The organism is Streptomyces sp. JN8, from assembly GCF_055808075.1.
This window is the reverse complement of record NZ_CM147852.1, coordinates 7,373,960-7,392,999: the sequence shown is the minus strand read 5'-3', so window position 1 is coordinate 7,392,999 and position 19,040 is coordinate 7,373,960. Positions and strand designations below refer to the sequence as shown.

General features: G+C 74.1%; 4 protein-coding genes (1 of these 4 cut by a window edge). All 4 read right to left on the bottom strand.

Annotation, left to right across the window (positions count from 1 at the left end; genetic code table 11):
• Window positions 1–4: 4 nt before the first annotated feature.
• Window positions 5–628 carry a 4'-phosphopantetheinyl transferase family protein gene (locus tag ACY0MR_RS32525; protein ID WP_473556966.1) on the bottom strand — a complete coding sequence of 208 codons (624 nt, stop codon included), beginning with the start codon at window positions 626–628 and terminating at the stop codon, window positions 5–7.
• Between the two features lie 4 nt (window positions 629–632).
• On the bottom strand, window positions 633–842 hold the full coding sequence (locus ACY0MR_RS32520; RefSeq protein WP_148001029.1) for an MbtH family protein: 210 nt from the start codon (window positions 840–842) through the stop codon (window positions 633–635).
• A 97-nt stretch (window positions 843–939) separates the two neighbouring features.
• Window positions 940–2,184 carry a crotonyl-CoA carboxylase/reductase gene (gene ccrA, locus ACY0MR_RS32515; RefSeq protein WP_473556964.1) on the bottom strand — a complete coding sequence of 415 codons (1,245 nt, stop codon included), beginning with the start codon at window positions 2,182–2,184 and terminating at the stop codon, window positions 940–942.
• A protein-coding gene (locus ACY0MR_RS32510) for a non-ribosomal peptide synthase/polyketide synthase (RefSeq protein ID WP_473556961.1) crosses the window boundary here: on the bottom strand, window positions 2,184–19,040 show its 3' portion. Its footprint extends 1,341 nt past the window's final position; the window shows 16,857 of its 18,198 coding nt (coding positions 1,342–18,198); its start codon lies beyond the right edge, outside the window — the gene reads right to left on this strand; the stop codon is at window positions 2,184–2,186. The genes ccrA and ACY0MR_RS32510 overlap by 1 nt, the downstream gene beginning before the upstream one ends.

The following is a 19,040-nucleotide window of genomic DNA, read 5'->3' as shown; positions in this document are numbered from 1 at the left end:
GAGGTCATGCCTCGCAGCGGCGCAGGTCGACCGGGGTGCCCGGGGCGCCGAGTCCGGCCACCGCGAGGACGTGCGCGCCGGTGCCGGTGGGCAGGACCGTGCAGGCGGCCCCGGTCGTGCCGGGCAGGGCGCACAGGGCGGGTGGCGTGTCCGCGGCCCGTGGCGGGGGCCAGTGCGCGGGGTGGGGCAGCGGCTGGGTGAGCCCGCCGCGGGCGAGTCCGTGGCCGCGGGCCTTGCCGACGGCCTCCTTCTGGGTCCAGAGCCAGTAGAAGGCGGGGACCCGGTCCGCCGCGGGGAGGCGGCCGACCCAGTCGGCGTCGGCGGGGGCGAGCCAGCGCCGGGCCATGGCGAGGGCGGGTAGCGGCCGTACGGTCTCGATGTCGACGCCGACCGGGGTCCGGGCCAGTGCCACGGCCCGGGCTCCCGGACTGTGGCTCACGCTCACGTGGAGCCGGGCTGCGTCTCCGGTGAGCCGGGGGCGGCCGCCGGGGTCGTGGGCCAACCCGATGCGGTGGAGCGGGCTGCCGGTGAGCTCCGCGGCGGCGCGCAGCAGCGTGGTGTGCGCCGCGCGCCGTTCGCCGGAGGCGACGGGGCCCCAGAGCACCGTGACGGCGTCGGGGCCGGTCACCGGGTCAGGACGCCATCGCGCGGACGAGGCTCTTGGGGCGCATGTCCGTCCAGTGGGCCTCGATGTGGTCGAGGCACGCCTGGCGGTCGCTCTCCCCGAGGGCGACCTCCCAGCCGGCCGGGACCTCGGCGAAGTCCGGCCACAGGGAGTACTGGCCCTCGTCGTTCACGAGGACGAGGTAGCGGCCGTCGGCGTTCTCGAACGGGTTCGTCATTTCTTTTCCCTTTTCCTTTTCCGAAGTGATTTCTTGTTTCCGTCGCCATTCTTTCTAACCAATCACAGAAAGATCGGCAACCCTTTTCAGGGAGAATTCAGCGCATATCCGTGAGGCCGGGTTCCGGCGCGTTCACGAGGACCGCCACGTTGCCGGGCGGCTGCTTGTTCTCGTAGACCATCTGGTGCGCCCGGCCGATCTCGTCGAACGGCAGGGCGAGGCTGAGGCAGGGGTCGATGTGGCCGGCCGCGACGAGCTCGATGATCGCCGCGGTCTGGCGCACGTTGGCGGCGTGCGAGCCCTGCAGCCGCTTCTGGAACATCCAGAGGAACCGCAGGTCGATGTCGCCGTTGTAGCCGCTGGTGCCGGCGCAGGTGACGACCATGCCGGCCCGGTCGCAGACGTAGACCGAGGTGGGGAGGGTGGCCCGGCCCGGGTGCTCCAGGACGATGGCGGGGTCCCTGCGCTCGCCGAGCGCGTCCCAGAAGGCGCGGCCGAAGGAACGGACCCCCGAGAGCCATTCCCGATAGGCGACGGTGTCGCTCGAATCGGGCAGCCGACCCCAGTGGTCGAATTCATTCCGATTGATGACTCCGCGCGCCCCCAGGCGCTTACAGTAGTCGAATTTGTCGTCGTCCGACACCACGGCGACGGGAATTCCGCCGAAGTATTTCACGATCTGTATCGCCATGGAGCCGAGGCCGCCGGCGCCGCCCCAGACGAGGACGGGGTCGCCCGGCCGGACCGTGTGCGGGTGCCAGCCCATGAGCATCCGGTACGAGGTGGAGCCGCCGCCGAGGAAGCAGCCGGCCTCCTCCCAGGTGAGGTGCGGGGGCTTCTTGTGGCACTGGTACTCGTCGGCCACGGTGAACTGGGCGAAGGAGCCGTGGTTCGACTCGTAGCCCCAGGCCCGCTGGGAGCGGGAGGCGGTCGGGTCGGTGCCGAGGCGGATGTCGGGGGCCGACTCGTCCCAGGCGACGCCGCCGACGATGACGTGGTCGCCGACCCGCAGCTGCTTCACCCCCTCGCCGACGGCCCAGACCACCCCGGCTCCCTCGGATCCGGCGATGTGGAAGTCGAGCGGGTCGCCGGCCCGTCGGCGGTCGGCGATGACGTCGGCGGGGGTGCCGAGTCCGGCCCAGACGCCGTTGTAGTTGATGCCTGCGGCCATCACCCAGATGAGGACCTGCCCGCGGCCGACCGGGGGCACCTCCACCGTCTCGACCTGGATCGACTGCTCGGGCGGCCCGTACCGCTCGCGGCGGATCACGCCGGCGTGCATGAAGTGGGGCACCTCGCCCAGGGGCGGTGTCTCCCCCAGCGCGTACAACTCCCGGGTCATCAGATGTCCTTCCGTGTGGTGCGGTTGTTCAGATGGGCGGCGATCGCGCCGCCGACGACGGCCAGCGGTTCGGGCCGCAGCATGTCCTCGTGACGGCAGTCGACCGGGTGGACGGCGATGGTGCCGGCGACGTACGGGCGCCAGCGGTCGGCCTTCTCCGCCGTGGCGGCCGCGGGGAGGGTCTCAGGGCCGGGTCGGGAACCCCGGCCGCCCGCACCGCCGTTCGCGACGAAGAGGATCAGGTCGCCCCCGAAGCGGCGCGGGGCGAAGCCCGCCCGCAGTCCGACGCCGGTGCGGTACGCGTCGACGAGGGCGCCGACTCGGTCGGCGAGCAGCGCCGCGAGCGGTCCGCCGCGGGCCCGCAGGAGCGCGGCGCCCGCCTCGGGGGTGAGCTCCTCGTCGCCTCGGTCCGGGCCGACGCCCGCCGCGTCCAGGAGGGCGCCGAGGACCTGCGGCGCCGGGGGAACGGTCACCGGGTCACCGGTCCGCGCCGGGTAGGAGTCCAGGACCGCGACGGTCGCGACCTCCTCACCCGCCTCCTCCAGGAGGACCGCCGCCGCCTGGGCGACCAGGCCGCCGAGCGACCAGCCCACCAGGTGGTAGGGGCCGGTCGGCCGGACGGCGCGGATCTGCTCCACGTAGTCGGCGGCGGCCTCCTCCAGGCTCGCCGGGCGGTGGCCGGGCTCGGCGAAGGCGCGGGCCTGGAGGCCGTACACCGGGTGGCCGGCCGGCAGGTGCCGCAGCAGGGCCGCGTACCGCCAGCTCAGGCCGCCCGCGGCGTGGAAGCAGAAGACGGGCGGAAGGTCGCCCCGGGTGCGCAGCGGCAGCAGGACGTCGAGTGCTCCGGCGGCGGCCGGGTCCTCGTCGTCGAGGGCGGCGGCGAGTCCGGCGACCGTGGGGGCCAGGAACAGGGCCTGAATGCCGAGTTCGACGCCGAGGACGGCGCGGACGCGGCTGACGAGTCCGGCCGCGAGCAACGAGTTGCCGCCCAGGGCGAAGAAGTCGTCGTCGATGCCGGCCGCGTCGACGCCGAGGACGTCGGCGAACAGGCCGCACAGCAGTTCCTCGCGCGGGGTGCGGGGGCCGCGGCCGGTGCGCGCGGCGCCTTCGGCGGGGGCGGGCAGCGCCGCCCTGTCCAGCTTGCCGTTCGCGGTCAGCGGCAGGACGTCGAGCGGGACGATCCGGGCCGGGACGAGGTAGTCCGGCAGCGTCTCGGCCAGCCGGGCGCGCAGCTCCGCGGGGTCCGGGGCGGGTCCGCCGGGCGCGGGCACGGCATAGGCGACGAGGCGCTTGTCGCCGGGCCGGTCCTCACGGACCAGGGAGACCGCGTGGGCCACGCCGGGCAGGGCCGCGAGGGCGCCGTCGACCTCGGTGAGTTCGATCCGGAACCCGCGGAGCTTCACCTGGTCGTCGGCCCGGCCGACGAACTCCAGGGTGCCGTCCGGGCGGCGGCGGGCCAGGTCTCCGGAACGGTACATCCTCGTCCCCGGGCCGCCGAACGGGTCGGCGACGAAGGAACGGGCGCTGAGCGCGGGGTCGTTCTCGTAGCCGCGGGCGAGCCCGGAGCCGGCGAGGTACAGCTCGCCGACGGCTCCGGCGGGCACCGGCTGCAGTTCCGGGGAGAGCACGTAGGCGGACATCCCGTGCAGCGGGACGCCGATCGGCACGTTGTCCGGGACCCTGTCGCCCGCCCGCATGATGTGGTGGGTGGCGAACACGGTGGTCTCGGTGGGGCCGTAGCCGTTGCTGACGACGGTGCCGGGGCAGGCGGCGAGGACCTTGCGGACGGCGTCGGCGGGGACGACGTCACCGCCGGTGCGCACCTCGCGGACGCCGGCGAAGCAGTCCGGCTCCTCCTCGGCCAGCCAGCGGAACAGGCCGGCCGTCAGCCAGAGTCCGGTGACGCGCTCGTCGACCAGGAGCCGTGCCAGCTCCTTCAGGTCGGTCTCGCCGGGTGGGGCGACGACGACCGTGCCGTGGTTCAGCAGCGGCCCCCACAGCTCCAGCAGGGCGGCGTCCCAGGCGTGCGAGGAGTGGAACAGCATCCGCTCCCGGGCACCCGGGGCCCAGCAGGGCTCGTCGGCGAGCTCGACGACGTCGCGGTGGGTGACCGCCACGCCCTTGGGAACGCCGGTGGAGCCCGAGGTGAACATGACGTACGCCAGCCGCTCCGGCTCGACGGTCACGCCCGGGTCCGTGGGGTCCTGGCGGGACGGACGCGGGTCGGTGTCGACGGCGACGGCCGTCACCCCGTCGTCGGGCGCGCCGGCCCGTTCGGCCGCGCGGGCCGCGTCGGTCAGCAGCAGGCGCGCGCCGGCGCGCTCCAGGACGGTCCGCTGCCGCTGCGCGGGGTGGGCGGGCGCCAGCGGGACGCAGACCGCGCCTGCCTTGAGGACGGCGAGGAAGGCCACGACCAGCAGCGGCGACCGGTCGAGCAGGATGCCGACCCGGTCCTCCGGACCGGTGCCCAGCTCGCGCAGCAGCCGTGCCAGCCGGTTGGCCCGCTCGTCCAGCTCCCGCCAGGTGAGCCGCTCGTCCCCCCGGGAGACCGCCGTGGCGTCCGGGGTGCGGGCGGCGAGGGCGGCGACCCGGCCGTGGATCGTGTCGCCGGGGTCGCCGGGGTCGCCGGCCGCGAGCGGGGTCCGCGTACCGCCGTCGGCGAGCGCGCGCCGCTCCTCCCGGGAGAGCCCCGACACGCGTCCCACCGGCTGCTCGGGATCGGCGGCCACCGACTCCAGGACGCGGGTCAGCCGCTCCAGCAGGGCGGGGGCGGTCGCCTCCCCGAGCACGTCGGGCCGGTGGTCGAGACGGAACCGCAGGCCCTGCGAGCGCAGCGACGCGACGAGCAGCAGCGGGTAGTGGGCGGCGTCGCGGCCCTGCACCGCGGTGGCGCGGAGCCGGGACGGGGAGCGCTCGGTGTCCTCGGGCAGCGGGTAGTTCTCGTAGACGAGGGCGGTGTCGAACAGCGGCCGGAGGCCCGCGATCCGGTGCACGTCGGCGAGGCCGAGGTACTGGTGGGTGCGCAGGGCGGTCTGTTCGTCCTGGACGCGGGCCAGGGCGGCGCTCCAGCGTTCGGAGCGGTCGAAGCGGACCCGTACCGGCAGGGTGTTGATGAACAGGCCGATCATGTTCTCGGCGCCGGGGAGCTCCGGCGGCCGGCCGGAGACGGTGGTGCCGAACAGGACGTCGTCGCGGCCGAGGTGACGGCCGAGGACGAGCGCCCAGGCCGTCTGGACCATGGTGTTCATGGTGACGCCGGCCCGGGCCGCGTGCCCCTGGAGGGTGGCGGTGAGCTCCGGGGACAGGTCGTGCACGAGCTGCTCGGGCAGCGCGGGCCCGGCCGGTCCCCGGCCGGGGGCGAGCAGGGTGGGCTCCTCGACCCCGGCGAGGGTGTCGCGCCAGGCCCGCTCGCTGACCGTGCGGTCCTGCGCGGCGAGCCAGTCGACGTACGCGCGGAACGGGGCGGGGGCGGGCAGGGTGGCCGCGTCGCCGCCGTTCTCGTACAGGGTGACCAGTTCGCGCAGGAACAGCGGCATGGACCAGCCGTCGAGCAGGATGTGGTGCTTGGTGATGACCAGCCGGTGACGCTCGTCTCCGAGGCGGATCAGCAGGAAGCGGACCAGGGGCGGCCGGCTGAGGTCGAACCGGTGGGCACGGGCGGCCTCGGTGAGCGCGACGAGCTCGCTCCGCGCGACGTCGTCGGGCAGCGCGCCGAGGTCCGTCTCGGTCCAGGGCAGGGCCGCGGCGCGCGGCACGACCTGGACGGCCGCGCCGTCCGCGCGGTGGTGGAAGCCCGCCCGCAGGTTGGGGTGCCGGTCCAGGACGGTCTGTCCGGCGGCGCGCAGGGCCGCCGGGTCCAGCGGGCCTTCCAGGTCGAGGACGAGCTGGACGGTGTAGACGTCGGTGCCGCTGTCGTCCGCCTGGAGGGCGTGGAAGAACAGGCCCTCCTGGAGCGGGGTGAGCGCGAAGGCGTCCTCCAGACCGCCGGGGGCGGCGGCGAAGCCGTCGATCTCCGGCTGGGTCAGCCCGGACGTCGGCAGGTCGCCGGGGGTGAACGCGTCGCCGCGCTCGGACTGGCCGGGGTCGGCGAGGGCGCGCAGGGCGGTGAACCACAGCTCGCCGAGCTCCGCCATCTCGGCGCGGTCGAAGAGTCCGGCGGGCCAGGAGTACGTGACGTGGAGCCGCGGCCCGTCGTCGCCGTCCCGGGTGACCGCGTTGATCTCGACGGCGTGGCCGAACGGCATGCCCGGGTCGGCGGGGAGCAGCGGGATGCGCAGGTCGGACGCGCTGGACCAGCCGGCGGGGCCCGCCTCGCCGAGGGTGTCGGCACCGCTGCCGACCCGGCCGAGGTAGTTGAAGCCGATCTGCGGGGTTGCGGCGCCCGCCAGGGCGAGCGCGGTGTCCGCGTTGAGGTAGCGGAGCAGGCCGTAGCCGAGTCCGCTGTCGGGGAAGGCGCGCAGTTGCTCCTTGACCCGTCCGAGGGCGGCGACGGTCGCCGCGCCACCGTCCAGCGCGTCGTCCAGGTCGACGGGGCCGGGGTCGAGCCGCACGGGGAAGCGGCTGGTGAACCAGCCGACCGTGCGGGAGAGGTCGAGGGTCTCGTCGAGCTCCTCGCGGCCGTGGCCCTCCATGTCGACGAGGACCGCGTGGGACGCGTCCTGGGTCCAGCGGCGGCGCCAGCGGGCGACGGCGAGGGTCAGGCCGGTGAGCAGCACGTCGTTGATCTGGGTGCGGAACCGGGCGGGCACGTCGGTGAGCAGCGCCGTCGTCAGGTCCGCGGGCAGGGCTGCCGTCAGGTGCTCGGCGGTCTCCCGGGTGTCGACGGCGGGGTCGAGGCGGCGGGCGCCGAGGAGCGGGTCGTCGCCCTGCGTCTGCTGTCGCCAGAGCGGGAGTTCGGCGATGCGGGCCGGGTTCTGCGCCTCCATGACGAGGGCCTGCGCCCAGCGGCGGAAGGTGGTGCCGACCGGCGCGGGCCGGGGGTCGCGGCCCGCGCGGGCGGCCTGCCAGGCGTCGGCGAGATCGGGCAGCAGGATTCGCCAGGACACGCCGTCGACGACGAGGTGGTGGAGGAGGACGAGGAGGAGGCCCTGCGCGTCCGGGCCGGCGTCGAACCAGACGACCTGGAGCAGGACGCCGTTCTCCGGGTCGAGCCGGCGGCGGGCCTCCTCGCCGTGCGCGGAGACCGCGGCGGCGAGGTCGGCGGCGTCGGCCGCCGCGTCCCGGACGTCGACGCGGGTGACGCAGGTCCGGGCGTCGACGGTGCCGCGCGGGGCGGTCTCCAGGTTCCACGGCAGGCCGAGCGCGGCGCCGGTGAGCCGGGCGCGCAGCACGTCGTGGTGGTCGACGACGGCCTGGACGGCCCGGGTCAGTTCGTCCTGGCCGAGGCCGCCGGGAACCCGGAGCACCACGGACTGGTTGAGGCCCTGGAACGGGCCGCCGAGCTGGTGGAGCCAGCGGACGACCGGGGTGCCGGGGACGGCGCCGACGCCGTCGTCGGCGACGGGCGCGGCTTCCGCGGCGGCGGGACGGATCGCGGTCGCCAGCTCCGCGACGGTCTGGTGCCGGAAGATGTCCCGCGGGGTGAGGACGAGGCCGGCCTGGCGGGCGCGGCCGGCGACCTGGATGGCGTTGATGCTGTCGCCGCCCAGGGCGAAGAAGTTGTCGTCGGCGCCGACGTCGGCCAGGCCGAGGACGTCTCCGACGATCCGGCGGAGCAGGGCCCGCGGGTCGTCGCCGGCGGACGGCTCCGGAGACCCGTTCGCCGCCTGGGCGGCCGGCGCGGTCGCGGGCTGCTCGGGGGCGGGCAGCGCCGCCTTGTCGGTCTTTCCGTTGACGGTCAGCGGAACCCGCTCGATCTCCATGAGGACGGACGGCAGCAGGTGCGCGGGCAGGGTGGCCCGCAGGTGGGTCCGTACCGCTCCGAGGTCGAATCCGGCCCCGGCGTCCGGCACGAGGTAGCCGACGAGCTGACGGACGCCCGGGCGGTCCTCCCGTACGGTCGCCACGGCACGCGCGACACCCGGCGCGGCCGTCAGGGCGGCCTCCACCTCGCCGAGTTCGATGCGGAAGCCGCGCAGCTTCACCTGGCCGTCGGCCCGGCCGACGAACCGCAGCCGGCCGTCGCGCATCCGGCTGACGACGTCGCCGGTGCGGTACATCCGGCTGCCCGCCGTCCCGAACGGGTCGGCGACGAACCGCTCGGCGCTCAGCCCGGGGCGCCGCAGGTAGCCCCGGGCCACGCCGATCCCGGCGACGTACAGCTCGCCGGGGACGCCGACCGGGACCGGACGCAGCCGGTCGTCGAGCACGTACACCCGGGTGTTGGGCAGCGGGCCGCCGATCGGCGGCACACCCGCCTCGGGCGCGAGCGGCCCGGCCATGGTGCAGGAGACCGTGGTCTCCGTGGGGCCGTACGCGTTGAACATACGGCGTCCGGGCGCCCACGTGGCGACCAGGCCGGCCGGGGCGGCCTCGCCGGCCGTCACGAGGGTGCGGACCGTGCGCAGGCTCGCCGGCGTGAGCTGGGCGAGCACCGCGGGCGGCAGGGTCGCGTGGGTGACGCCCTGTTCGCGCAGCAGCGTGGGCAGTTCGGCGACCTGGAGCAGCATGTCGGCCGGACCGAGGACCAGGCACGCGCCGGCGGAGAGGGGGGTGCAGATCTCCGACATCGCGGCGTCGAAGCTGAGCGACGCGAACTGCAGCGCCCTGCTGCCGGGGCCCATGGCGTACGGACCCGTGCGGGCCAGGACGATGTTGGGGATGCCGCCGTGCTCGACGACGACGCCCTTGGGGCGGCCGGTGGAGCCGGAGGTGTAGATGACGTAGGCGGGTGTGCGGGCCGTCAGCGGGGCGGTCCGGTCGGCGTCGACCGGGTTCCGATCCGGCTGGGCGGCGAGCGCGGCCACGGTGTCCGGTGCGTCGACGACGATCCGGCCGGCGGCGGCCGCGGCCGGCACCCGCTCCTCGGCCCGGGTGCCGGTGACGACCAGGCAGGGCCGGGCGTCCTCGAAGAAGTACGCGATGCGGTCGGCGGGGTACTCGGTGTCGACGGGCAGGTAGGCCGCGCCGGACTTCAGCACGGCGAGCACCGCGACGATCATCTCCGGCGAACGCGGCACCGCGATCGCCACGACCGACTCCGGACCCGCACCCCGCCCGATGAGCAGATGCGCCAGGCGGTTCGCCCGCGCGTTGAGCTCCGCGTACGAGAGGGTCACGTCACCCGCGGACAGGGCGGGCGCGTCGGGGGTGCGGGCGACCTGGGCCTCGATCAGTTCGGGGACCAGGAGGTCCGGGAGCGGGCGGGCGGTGTCGTTCCAGCCGTGGAGCAGCAGCTCGCGCTCGGCGGCGCCGAGGATGTCGAGATCCTCGATCCGGCGGTCGGCGTCCGCGACCACGGCCTTCAGGACGGTGACGAACCGCTCCGCCATCGCCTCCACCGTCGACCGGTCGAACAGGTCCGCCGCGTAGGCCACGGTGCCGTGCAGGCCGGCCGGCCCCTCCTCGTCGGAGCGCTGCTCGGAGAGCCGCACCGACAGGTCGAACTTGGCCCGCCCGGCCCCGTCGCCGGACGGCTCACCGACGGCGTCGACGGTCAGCCCGGCGAGGCTCACGTCGGCCCGCGCGACGTTGTCCAGGGAGAGCATGACCTGGAACAGCGGGTGGTGCGCGGCCGACCGGCGCGGCGCGACCGCGTCCACGACCCGCTCGAACGGCATGTCCTGGTGACCGTAGGCGGCGAGGTCGGTCTCCCGGACCCTGGACAGCAGGTCGCGGAAGGACGGGTTGCCGGACGTGTCCGTACGCAGCACCAGTGTGTTGACGAAGAAGCCGACGAGGTCGTCGAGAGCCGCGTCACTCCGCCCGGCCACCGGCGTGCCCAGCGGTACGTCCTCCCCCGCGCCGAGCCGGGTCAGCAGGGTCGCGAGCGCCGCCTGGAGGACCATGAAGACCGTGGTCCGGCTGGAGCGGGCGAGGTCGAGCAGCCCGGCGTGCAGCTCGCCGTCGAGCGTGAGCGGCACGAGTCCGCCCTCGTGGCCCGCCTCCTCCGGGCGGGGCCGGTCGGTGGGCAGCGCCAGCACCTCGGGCAGGCCGGCGAGGGTCCGCGTCCAGTGGGCGAGATGGCGGGCGATCTCGCTGTCGGGGTCGGACTCGTCGCCGAGCACCTCGCGCTGCCACAGCGCGTAGTCCGCGTACTGGACCGGCAGCGGCGCCCACTCCGGCGCGGCGCCCTCGGCACGCGCGGTGTACGCGGTGGCCAGGTCCCGGATCAGGGGCCGCATCGAGGAGGCGTCGCCGGCGATGTGGTGCAGCACCAGGACGAGGACGTGGTCTTCCTTGCCCACCTCCAACAGCTGTGCGCGCAGGGGCAGATCCGTGTCGAGGGCGAAGTCCGTGCGTTGTGCCGCGGCCACGGCCGCCTCGACGTCGGACTCGGCGACCCGGACGACGTGCAGGTACGGCCGCGCCTCGGCCGGGTCGAGCACCACCTGCGTGGGCGTGCCGTCGGACGTCGCGGGGAAGACCGTGCGGAGCGACTCGTGGCGGGTCACCACGTCGGCGAGCGCGGTCTCCAGCGCGACCGCGTCCAGCGGACCGCGGAGCCGGGTGACCATCGGGATGTTGTACGTACCGGCCGTCGCACCGAGCCCGCTCAGGGCCCAGAGGCGCCGCTGCGCGAAGGACAGCGGGACGTCGGCGGGCCGTTGCCGCGCGACGAGGGCGGGCCTGGCCTCCCCTCCCCGCTCCAGGCAGGAAGCGAGGGCGGCGACGGTGGGCGTCTCGAACAGTGCGCGGACGGGGAGTTCGACGCCGAGGACCGTGCGGATGCGGGAGACGAGCCGGGTCGCGAGCAGCGAGTGACCGCCGAGGTCGAAGAATCCGTCGTCGATCCCGACCCGGGACAGACCCAGGATCTCCGCGAACAGACCGCAGAGGATGTCCTCCTGGGCCGAACGCGCCTCACGACTCACGACACCCGAGGCGGTCGGAGCGGGCAGAGCCTTGCGGTCCGTCTTGCCGTTCGGGGTCAGCGGAACCGCGTCCAACACCACCACGGCAGAGGGGACCATGTACTCCGGCAGGAGCCCGGCCACCGCACGACGGACCGACTCCGCCTCCAGCACCGACCCCTCGGCGGGAACCACATAGCCGACGAGCCTGCGATCGTTCGACGTGTCCTCGCGGACCATCGCGACAGCACGGGCGACACCGTCCACCGTCGACAGCGCCGACTCGACCTCACCCAACTCGATGCGGTAGCCCCGCACCTTCACCTGGTCGTCGACACGGCCGACGAACTCCAGCACCCCCGCATCCGTCCAGCGGACCAGGTCACCGGTCCGGTACATCCGGCCACCCGGCTCACCGAACGGATCCACGACGAACCGCTCCGAGGTCAGACTCGGACGACCCAGATAGCCACGGGCCACACCCTCACCCGCGACGTACAACTCACCGGCCACACCAGGCGGAACGAGACGGAGCCGGCCGTCGAGAACATAGACCCGCGTGTTGGCGATCGGCACGCCGATCGGCGTACGACCGTCACCCGTCAACAGAGCGCTGGTCGACCAGATCGTCGTCTCCGTCGGACCGTACATGTTCCACACCGACGCACCGGCCCGCGCCAGCACACCCGCCAGGGCCCCGTCCACGGCCTCGCCACCGACCAGGACCTTGAGCCCCTCCACGGCCTCCGGGTCCGTCTCGGCAAGCGCACGCCACAGGCCGGGCGTCGCCTGCATCACCGCGATGTCCTCGGAACGCACCAGAGCGCCCAGGCGCTGCGGATCACGCACCGCCTCGCGATCCGCGAGGACGACGACGGCGCCGGAGACCAGCGGCAGGAAGACCTCGAGGAGGGAGATGTCGAAGCCGAACGTCGTCACCGCCAGCCACTTCTCCCCCTCCGCCAGACCCACCTGCGAACCCATCGACCACAGGAAGTTCCGCAGCGCGCCGTGCGGCACCACCACACCCTTGGGACGGCCCGTCGAACCCGACGTGTACAGCACGTACGCCGCGTCCTCCGCCGACACCCCGCACCCCACCGCCAGTTCGGCGGCAGGCTCGATGTCGTCCAGCAGCAGTACGGGAACCGCGGACCCTTCCGGCAGCCGGTCGGCAGCCTCGTGGTTCGACAGGATCATCGCGGGCTGGGCGTCGGAGAGGATGTACGCGATGCGGTCCGCCGGGAAGTCCAGGTCCACCGGCAGGAACGCCCCACCCGCAAGACCCACACCCAGCATCGCCACCACCGCATCCACCGAACGCGGCACCGCCAACGCCACCACCGCACCACGACCCACACCACCACGCGTCAACTCATTCGCCACACCCACCGCACGGGACCACAACTCCCCGTACGACAGACGCACCCCCCCACACACCACAGCCGAAGCCCCCGGCACCCGCGCCGCACACTCCGCGAACCACACCGGCAACAACCCCACCGGCACCACCGAACCCGTCCCGTTCACACCACTCACCAACCGCTCACGCTCCACGGCGTCCAGGACGTCGATGTCGCCGATGGAGCGGTCGGGGTGGGCGACGGCGGCGCGGAGCAGGCGCTCCAGGCGGGCGACGACGGTCTCGACGGTGGCGCGGTCGAAGAGGTCGGCGGAGTATTCGGCGACGCCTTCGAGGCCGTTCGGGACACCGTTGGCGGTGTGCCGTTCGCCGAGGCCGAGGGACAGGTCGAAGCGTGCCCAGGAGGACGTGCCGGCCTCGGCGGACACGGTGAGGCCGGGCAGTTCGAGGGCGGCGTCGCGGGAGTTCTGGACGGTGAGCGTCACCTGGAAGAGCGGGTGACGGGTGAGCGAGCGCTGCGGGTTGAGCGCCTCGACGATGCGCTCGAAGGGCAGGTCCTGGTGGGCGTACGCGGCGAGGTCGGTGTCCCGGACGCGGGCGAGCAGCTCACGGAAGGACGGGGCACCGGAGGTGTCGGTGCGCAGGACCAGGGTGTTCAGGAAGAAGCCCACGAGGTCGTCGAGGGCGTCGTCGGTGCGGCCGGCGATCGGGGCGCCGATCGGGATGTCGTCGCCCGCGCCGAGCCGGCTGAGGACGGACGCGAGTCCGGCCTGGAGGACCATGAAGAGGCTGGTGCCCGTCGAGGCGGCGAGGGCCAGGAGCCGGCGGTGCAGCTGGGCGTCGAAGGCGAAGCGCAGCTTCGCTCCCCGCTGGGCGCCGGTCAGCGGCCGGGGCCGGTCGGTGGGCAGGGCGAGCTCCTCGGGCAGACCGGCGAGCACGTCGGTCCAGTGGGCGAGCTGGCGGGCGATCTCGCTGTCCGGGTCGGTCTCGTCGCCGAGCTGTTCGCGCTGCCACAGCGTGTAGTCGGCGTACTGGACGGGGAGCGGCGTCCACTGCGGGGCCTCCCCGCGGAGGCGGGCCCGGTAGGCCGTGGAGAGGTCCGTGGCCAGGGGGGCCAGGGACCAGGCGTCGCCGGCGATGTGGTGGAGGACGAGGACGAGGACGTGCTCGTCCGGGCCGGTGGCGAGCAGCGTGGCCCGCAGCGGGACCTCGCTGGTCAGGTCGAAGCCGTCGCGGAGCAGTGCGGCGATGCGGGCCTGCGGGTCTTCGGGTCCGGCGGAACCGTCGTCCGAGCCGTCCAGGACGGTGAGGCCGACGGGCTGGGCCTCGGCGTCGAGGACCGCCTGGCGGGGTTCGCCGTCGGTGGCCGGGAAGACCGTCCGCAGGCTCTCGTGGCGCTGTGCGAGGTCGGCGAGCGCGGCACCGAGGGCCGCGCGGTCGAGGTCGCCGGACAGGCGCAGGACCATCGGGATGTTGTAGAGCGGGCTCGCCGGGTCCATCTGGTTGACGAACCACAGGCGGCGCTGGGCGAAGGACAGCGGGACGGCGTCGGGCCGCTCGGTCGGGGCGGGGGCCGGGCGGGCCGTGCCGGCTTGGTCGAGGCGCTCGGCGAGGCCGGCGACGGTCGGGGCCTCGAAGAGGGCCCGGATGCCGAGCTGCACGCCCAGGACCGAGCGGATGCGGCTGAGGAGCCGGGTCGCGAGGAGGGAGTGGCCGCCGAGCGCGAAGAACCCGTCGTGGATGCCGATGCGGCCGACGCCGAGGACGTCGGCGAACAGGCCGCACAGGATCGCCTCCTGCGGGGTGCGCGGTTCCCTGCCGCGTACCACCGCGGTCTGCTGCGGTGCGGGCAGGGCCCTGCGGTCGGTCTTGCCGTTCGGGGTGAGCGGCACCGCGTCGAGGGTGACGACCGCCGACGGGACCATGTACTCGGGCAGGGCGGCGGCGACGTGGCGGCGGGCCGTCTCGCCGTCCGGGACGGCGCCCTCCACGGGGACGAGGTAGCCGACCAGGCGGCGGTTGCCGGGGGTGTCCTCGCGGACGGCGGCGACAGCGCGGGCCACACCGGGGACGGTGGCGAGCGCGGCCTCGACCTCGCCGAGTTCGATGCGGTGGCCGCGGACCTTCACCTGGTCGTCGGCGCGGCCGACGAACTCCAGGCTGCCGTCGGCCCGGTGGCGGACCACGTCGCCGGTGCGGTACATCCGCGTGCCGGCCGGGCCGAACGGGTCGGCGACGAAGCGCTGGGCGGTGAGCGCGGTGCGGTTCAGATAGCCGCGGGCCACGCCCTCGCCGGCGAGGTACAGCTCACCGGGGACTCCGGCCGGGACGGGGCCGAGCCGCCGGTCGAGGACGTACGCCTGGGTGTTGCGCAGGGGACGGCCGATGGGCACGGCTCCGTCGGGCAGCTCCTCGCCGGGGGCGGCGCGGTGCTGGACGGCGCTGACGGTGGTCTCGGTGGGGCCGTAGACGTTGAAGACCGCGCCGTCCGGGTGCCGGCGGCGCCAGGGGGCGACCGCGGCGGAGGTGAGGGCCTCGCCGGCGACGAGGAGTTCGGCGCCGGCCTCGGCCGGTCCGACGGAGTCGGCGAGCATGCCGAGGTGGCTGGGCGTCACCTTCACCAGGTGGAAGTCCTGTTCGACGGCCCCTTCGAGGAAGTCGGTGAGCCTGATGCGGCCGCCGACGGTGAGCGGGACGTGCAGCGAGGTCACGGTGGTGTCGAAGGAGACCGAGGAGTGCAGCGGCACGGTGCCGGCGACGCCCCGGTAGTCGGCGCCGGCGCCCGCGACGTAGTCGGCGAGGCCGGCGTGGCGGACGACGACGCCCTTGGGGGTGCCGGTGGAGCCGGAGGTGTAGATCACGTAGGCGGGATGGTCGGCCAGGAGCGGGCCCGTGCGGTCCGCGTCGGCGGGGTCGTCCGCGCGCTGCCCGGCGAGGTCGGCGACGGTCGCCGGAGCGTCGAGTGCGAGGAGGGGCTGGGTGGCGCCCTTGGGCAGGTGCGGCACGACGTCCTGGGCGGTGACCACCAGGGCGGGTGCGGCATCGGCCAGCATGTAGGCGATGCGGTCGGCGGGGTACTCGGTGTCGACGGGCAGGTAGGCCGCGCCGGACTTCAGCACGGCGAGCACCGCGACGATCATCTCCGGCGAACGCGGCACCGCGATCGCCACGACCGACTCCGGACCCGCACCCCGCCCGATGAGCAGATGCGCCAGGCGGTTCGCCCGCGCGTTGAGCTCCGCGTACGAGAGGGTCATGTCGCCGCTGGTCACGGCGGGCGCGTCGGGGGTACGGGCGACCTGGGCCTCGATCATCCGCGGCACGAGCAGGTCGGGCAGCGGGCGGGCGGTGTCGTTCCAGCCGTAGAGCAGCAGCTCGCGCTCGGCGGCGCCGAGGATGTCGAGATCCTCGATCCGGCGGTCGGCGTCCGCGACCACGGCCTTCAGAACGGTGACGAACCGCTCCGCCATCGCCTCCACCGTCGCCCGGTCGAACAGGTCCGTGGCGAACTCGACGAGGGCGTCGAGGCCGGCGGGCGCGCCGTCGGCGGCGAGTCGCTCGTTGAGGCCGAAGGACAGGTCGAAGCGGGCCACACCGCCGCTGCCCGGCTCGGCGCCGATGGTCAGACCCGGCAGCTCAAGGGTGGGCTGCGCGGTGTTCTGCAGGGCGAGGACGATCTGGAACAGGGGGTGGCGGCCGAGGGAGCGGGGCGGGTTCAGGGCCTCGACGAGTCGCTCGAACGGCACGTCCTGGTGGGCGTACGCGGTGAGGTCGGTCTCCCGGACCCGGGCGAGCAGGTCGCGGAAGGACGGGTTGCCGGAGGTGTCCGTGCGCAACACGAGCTCGTTGATGAAGAAGCCGACCAGCTCTTCGACGGCGTCGTCGGTGCGGCCCGCGACCGGGGTGCCGATCGGGATGTCCGTCCCCGCGCCGAGGCGGCTCAGCAGGCTCGCCAGGGCCGCCTGGAGGACCATGAACAGGCTGGTGCCGGACTCCCGCGCGAGGCCCAGGAGCTGTCGGTGCAGCGCGGCGTCCAGCTCGAAGCGGATCCGCTCGCCCCGGTGCGAGGAGGCGTCGGGGCGCGGGCGGTCGGTCGGCAGGGGCAGCTCGTCGGGCAGGCCGGCGAGGGTCCGCGTCCAGTGGGCCAGCTGGCGGGCGATCTCGCTGTCGGGGTCGGACTCGTCGCCGAGCACCTCGCGCTGCCACAGCGCGTAGTCCGCGTACTGGACCGGCAGCGGCGCCCACTGCGGCGCGGCGCCCTCGCACCGGGCGGCGTAGGCGTCGCCCAGGTCGCGGGCGAGCGGTCGCATGGACCAGGCGTCGCCGGCGATGTGGTGCAGCACCAGCACGAGGACGTGCTCGTCCGGTCCGACGGTGAGCAGGGTGGCCCGCAGCGGGGTCTGCTCGGCCAGGTCGAAACCGTGCCGGACCGTCGCGGCGACCTGCGCGGCGACCTCGTCCTCCGTGACGTCGGCGGTGCGCAGGATCCGGCCCGCGACGGTCCCGGCGTCGAGCACGAGCTGCGTGGGCGTGCCCTCAGGAGCGGGGAAGAGGGTGCGGAGCGACTCGTGGCGGGTCACCACGTCGGCGAGCGCGGTCTCCAGCGCGACCACGTCGAGCGGGCCGTGCAGGCGCAGGCCCAGGGAGATGTTGTAGAGCGGGCTGTCGGTGTCGAGCTGGTTGATGAACCACAGGCGGCGCTGCGCGTACGACAGCGGGATCTCGGCCGGCCGCCGCCGGGGCGCGAGGGCGGTGCGGGCGGCCGCCGCGCCGCCGCCGTCGAGGTGACGTGCGAGGGCGGCGACGGTGGGCGTCTCGAACAGTGCGCGGACGGGGAGTTCGACGCCGAGGACCGTGCGGATGCGGGAGACGAGCCGGGTCGCGAGCAGCGAGTGACCGCCGAGGTCGAAGAAACCGTCGTCGATCCCGACCCTGGACAGACCCAGGATCTCCGCGAACAGACCGCAGAGGATGTCCTCCTGGGCCGAACGCGCCTCACGACGCATGACACCCGAAGTGCTGGGAGCAGGAAGGGACTTGCGGTCCGTCTTGCCGTTCGGGGTCAGCGGAACCGCGTCCAACACCACCACGGCAGAGGGGACCATGTACTCCGGCAGGAGCCCGGCCACCGCACGACGGACCGACTCCGCCTCCAGCACCGACCCCTCGGCGGGAACCACATAGCCGACGAGACGACGGTCGTCCGGCGTGTCCTCACGGACCATCGCGACAGCACGGGCGACACCGTCCACCGTCGACAGCGCCGACTCGACCTCACCCAACTCGATGCGGTAGCCCCGCACCTTCACCTGGTCGTCGACACGGCCGACGAACTCCAGCACCCCCGCATCCGTCCAACGGACCAGGTCACCGGTCCGGTACATCCGGCCACCCGGCGCACCGAACGGATCCACGACGAACCGCTCCGAGGTCAGACCCGGACGCCCCAGATAGCCACGGGCCACACCCTCACCCGCGACGTACAACTCACCGGCCACACCAGGCGGAACGAGACGGAGCCGGCCGTCGAGAACATAGACCCGCGTGTTGGCGATCGGCACGCCGATCGGCGTACGACCATCACCCGTCAACAGAGCGCTGGTCGACCAGATCGTCGTCTCCGTCGGACCGTACATGTTCCACACCGACGCACCGGCCTGCGCCAGCACACCCGCCAGGGCCCCGTCCACGGCCTCGCCACCGACCAGGATCCTCAGATTCCGCGCGGCCTCCGGGTCCGTCTCCGTCAGGGCACGCCACAGGCTCGGCGTCGCCTGCATCACCGACACGTCCTCGGAACGCACCAGCTGTCCCAGCTGCGCCGGGTCGCGGACGACGTCGCGATCCGCGATGACGACGACGGCGCCGGAGACCAGCGGCAGGAAGACCTCGAGGAGGGAGATGTCGAAGCCGAAGGTCGTGACCGCCAGCCACTTCTCCCCCTCCGACAGACCCACCTGCGAACCCATCGACCACAGGAAGTTCCGCAGCGCGCCGTGCGGCACCACCACACCCTTGGGACGGCCCGTCGAACCCGACGTGTACAGCACGTACGCCGCGTCCTCCGCCGACACCCCGCACCCCACCGCCAGCTCGGCGCCAGGCTCGACGGAGTCGAGAAGTACCAGCGGGACAGTCGTGTCGGAGGGAAGACGGTCCGCGGTGTCGCGGGTGGACAGGATCATCGCGGGCTGGGCGTCGGAGAGGATGTACGCGATGCGGTCCGCCGGGAAGTCCAGGTCCACCGGCAGGAACGCCCCACCCGCAAGACCCACACCCAGCATCGCCACCACCGCATCCACCGAACGCGGCACCGCCAACGCCACCACCGCACCACGACCCACACCACCACGCGTCAACTCATTCGCCACACCCACCGCACGGGACCACAACTCCCCGTACGACAGACGCACCCCCCCACACACCACAGCCGAAGCCCCCGGCACCCGCGCCGCACACTCCGCGAACCACACCGGCAACAACCCCACCGGCACCACCGAACCCGTCCCGTTCACACCACTCACCAACCGCTCACGCTCCAC

Coding starts and splice junctions, on each gene's coding strand:
- ACY0MR_RS32520 (WP_148001029.1), bottom strand. CDS start 842: ATGACGAACCCGTTCGAGAACGCCGACGGCCGCTACCTCGTCCTCGTG.
- ccrA (WP_473556964.1), bottom strand. CDS start 2,184: ATGACCCGGGAGTTGTACGCGCTGGGGGAGACACCGCCCCTGGGCGAG.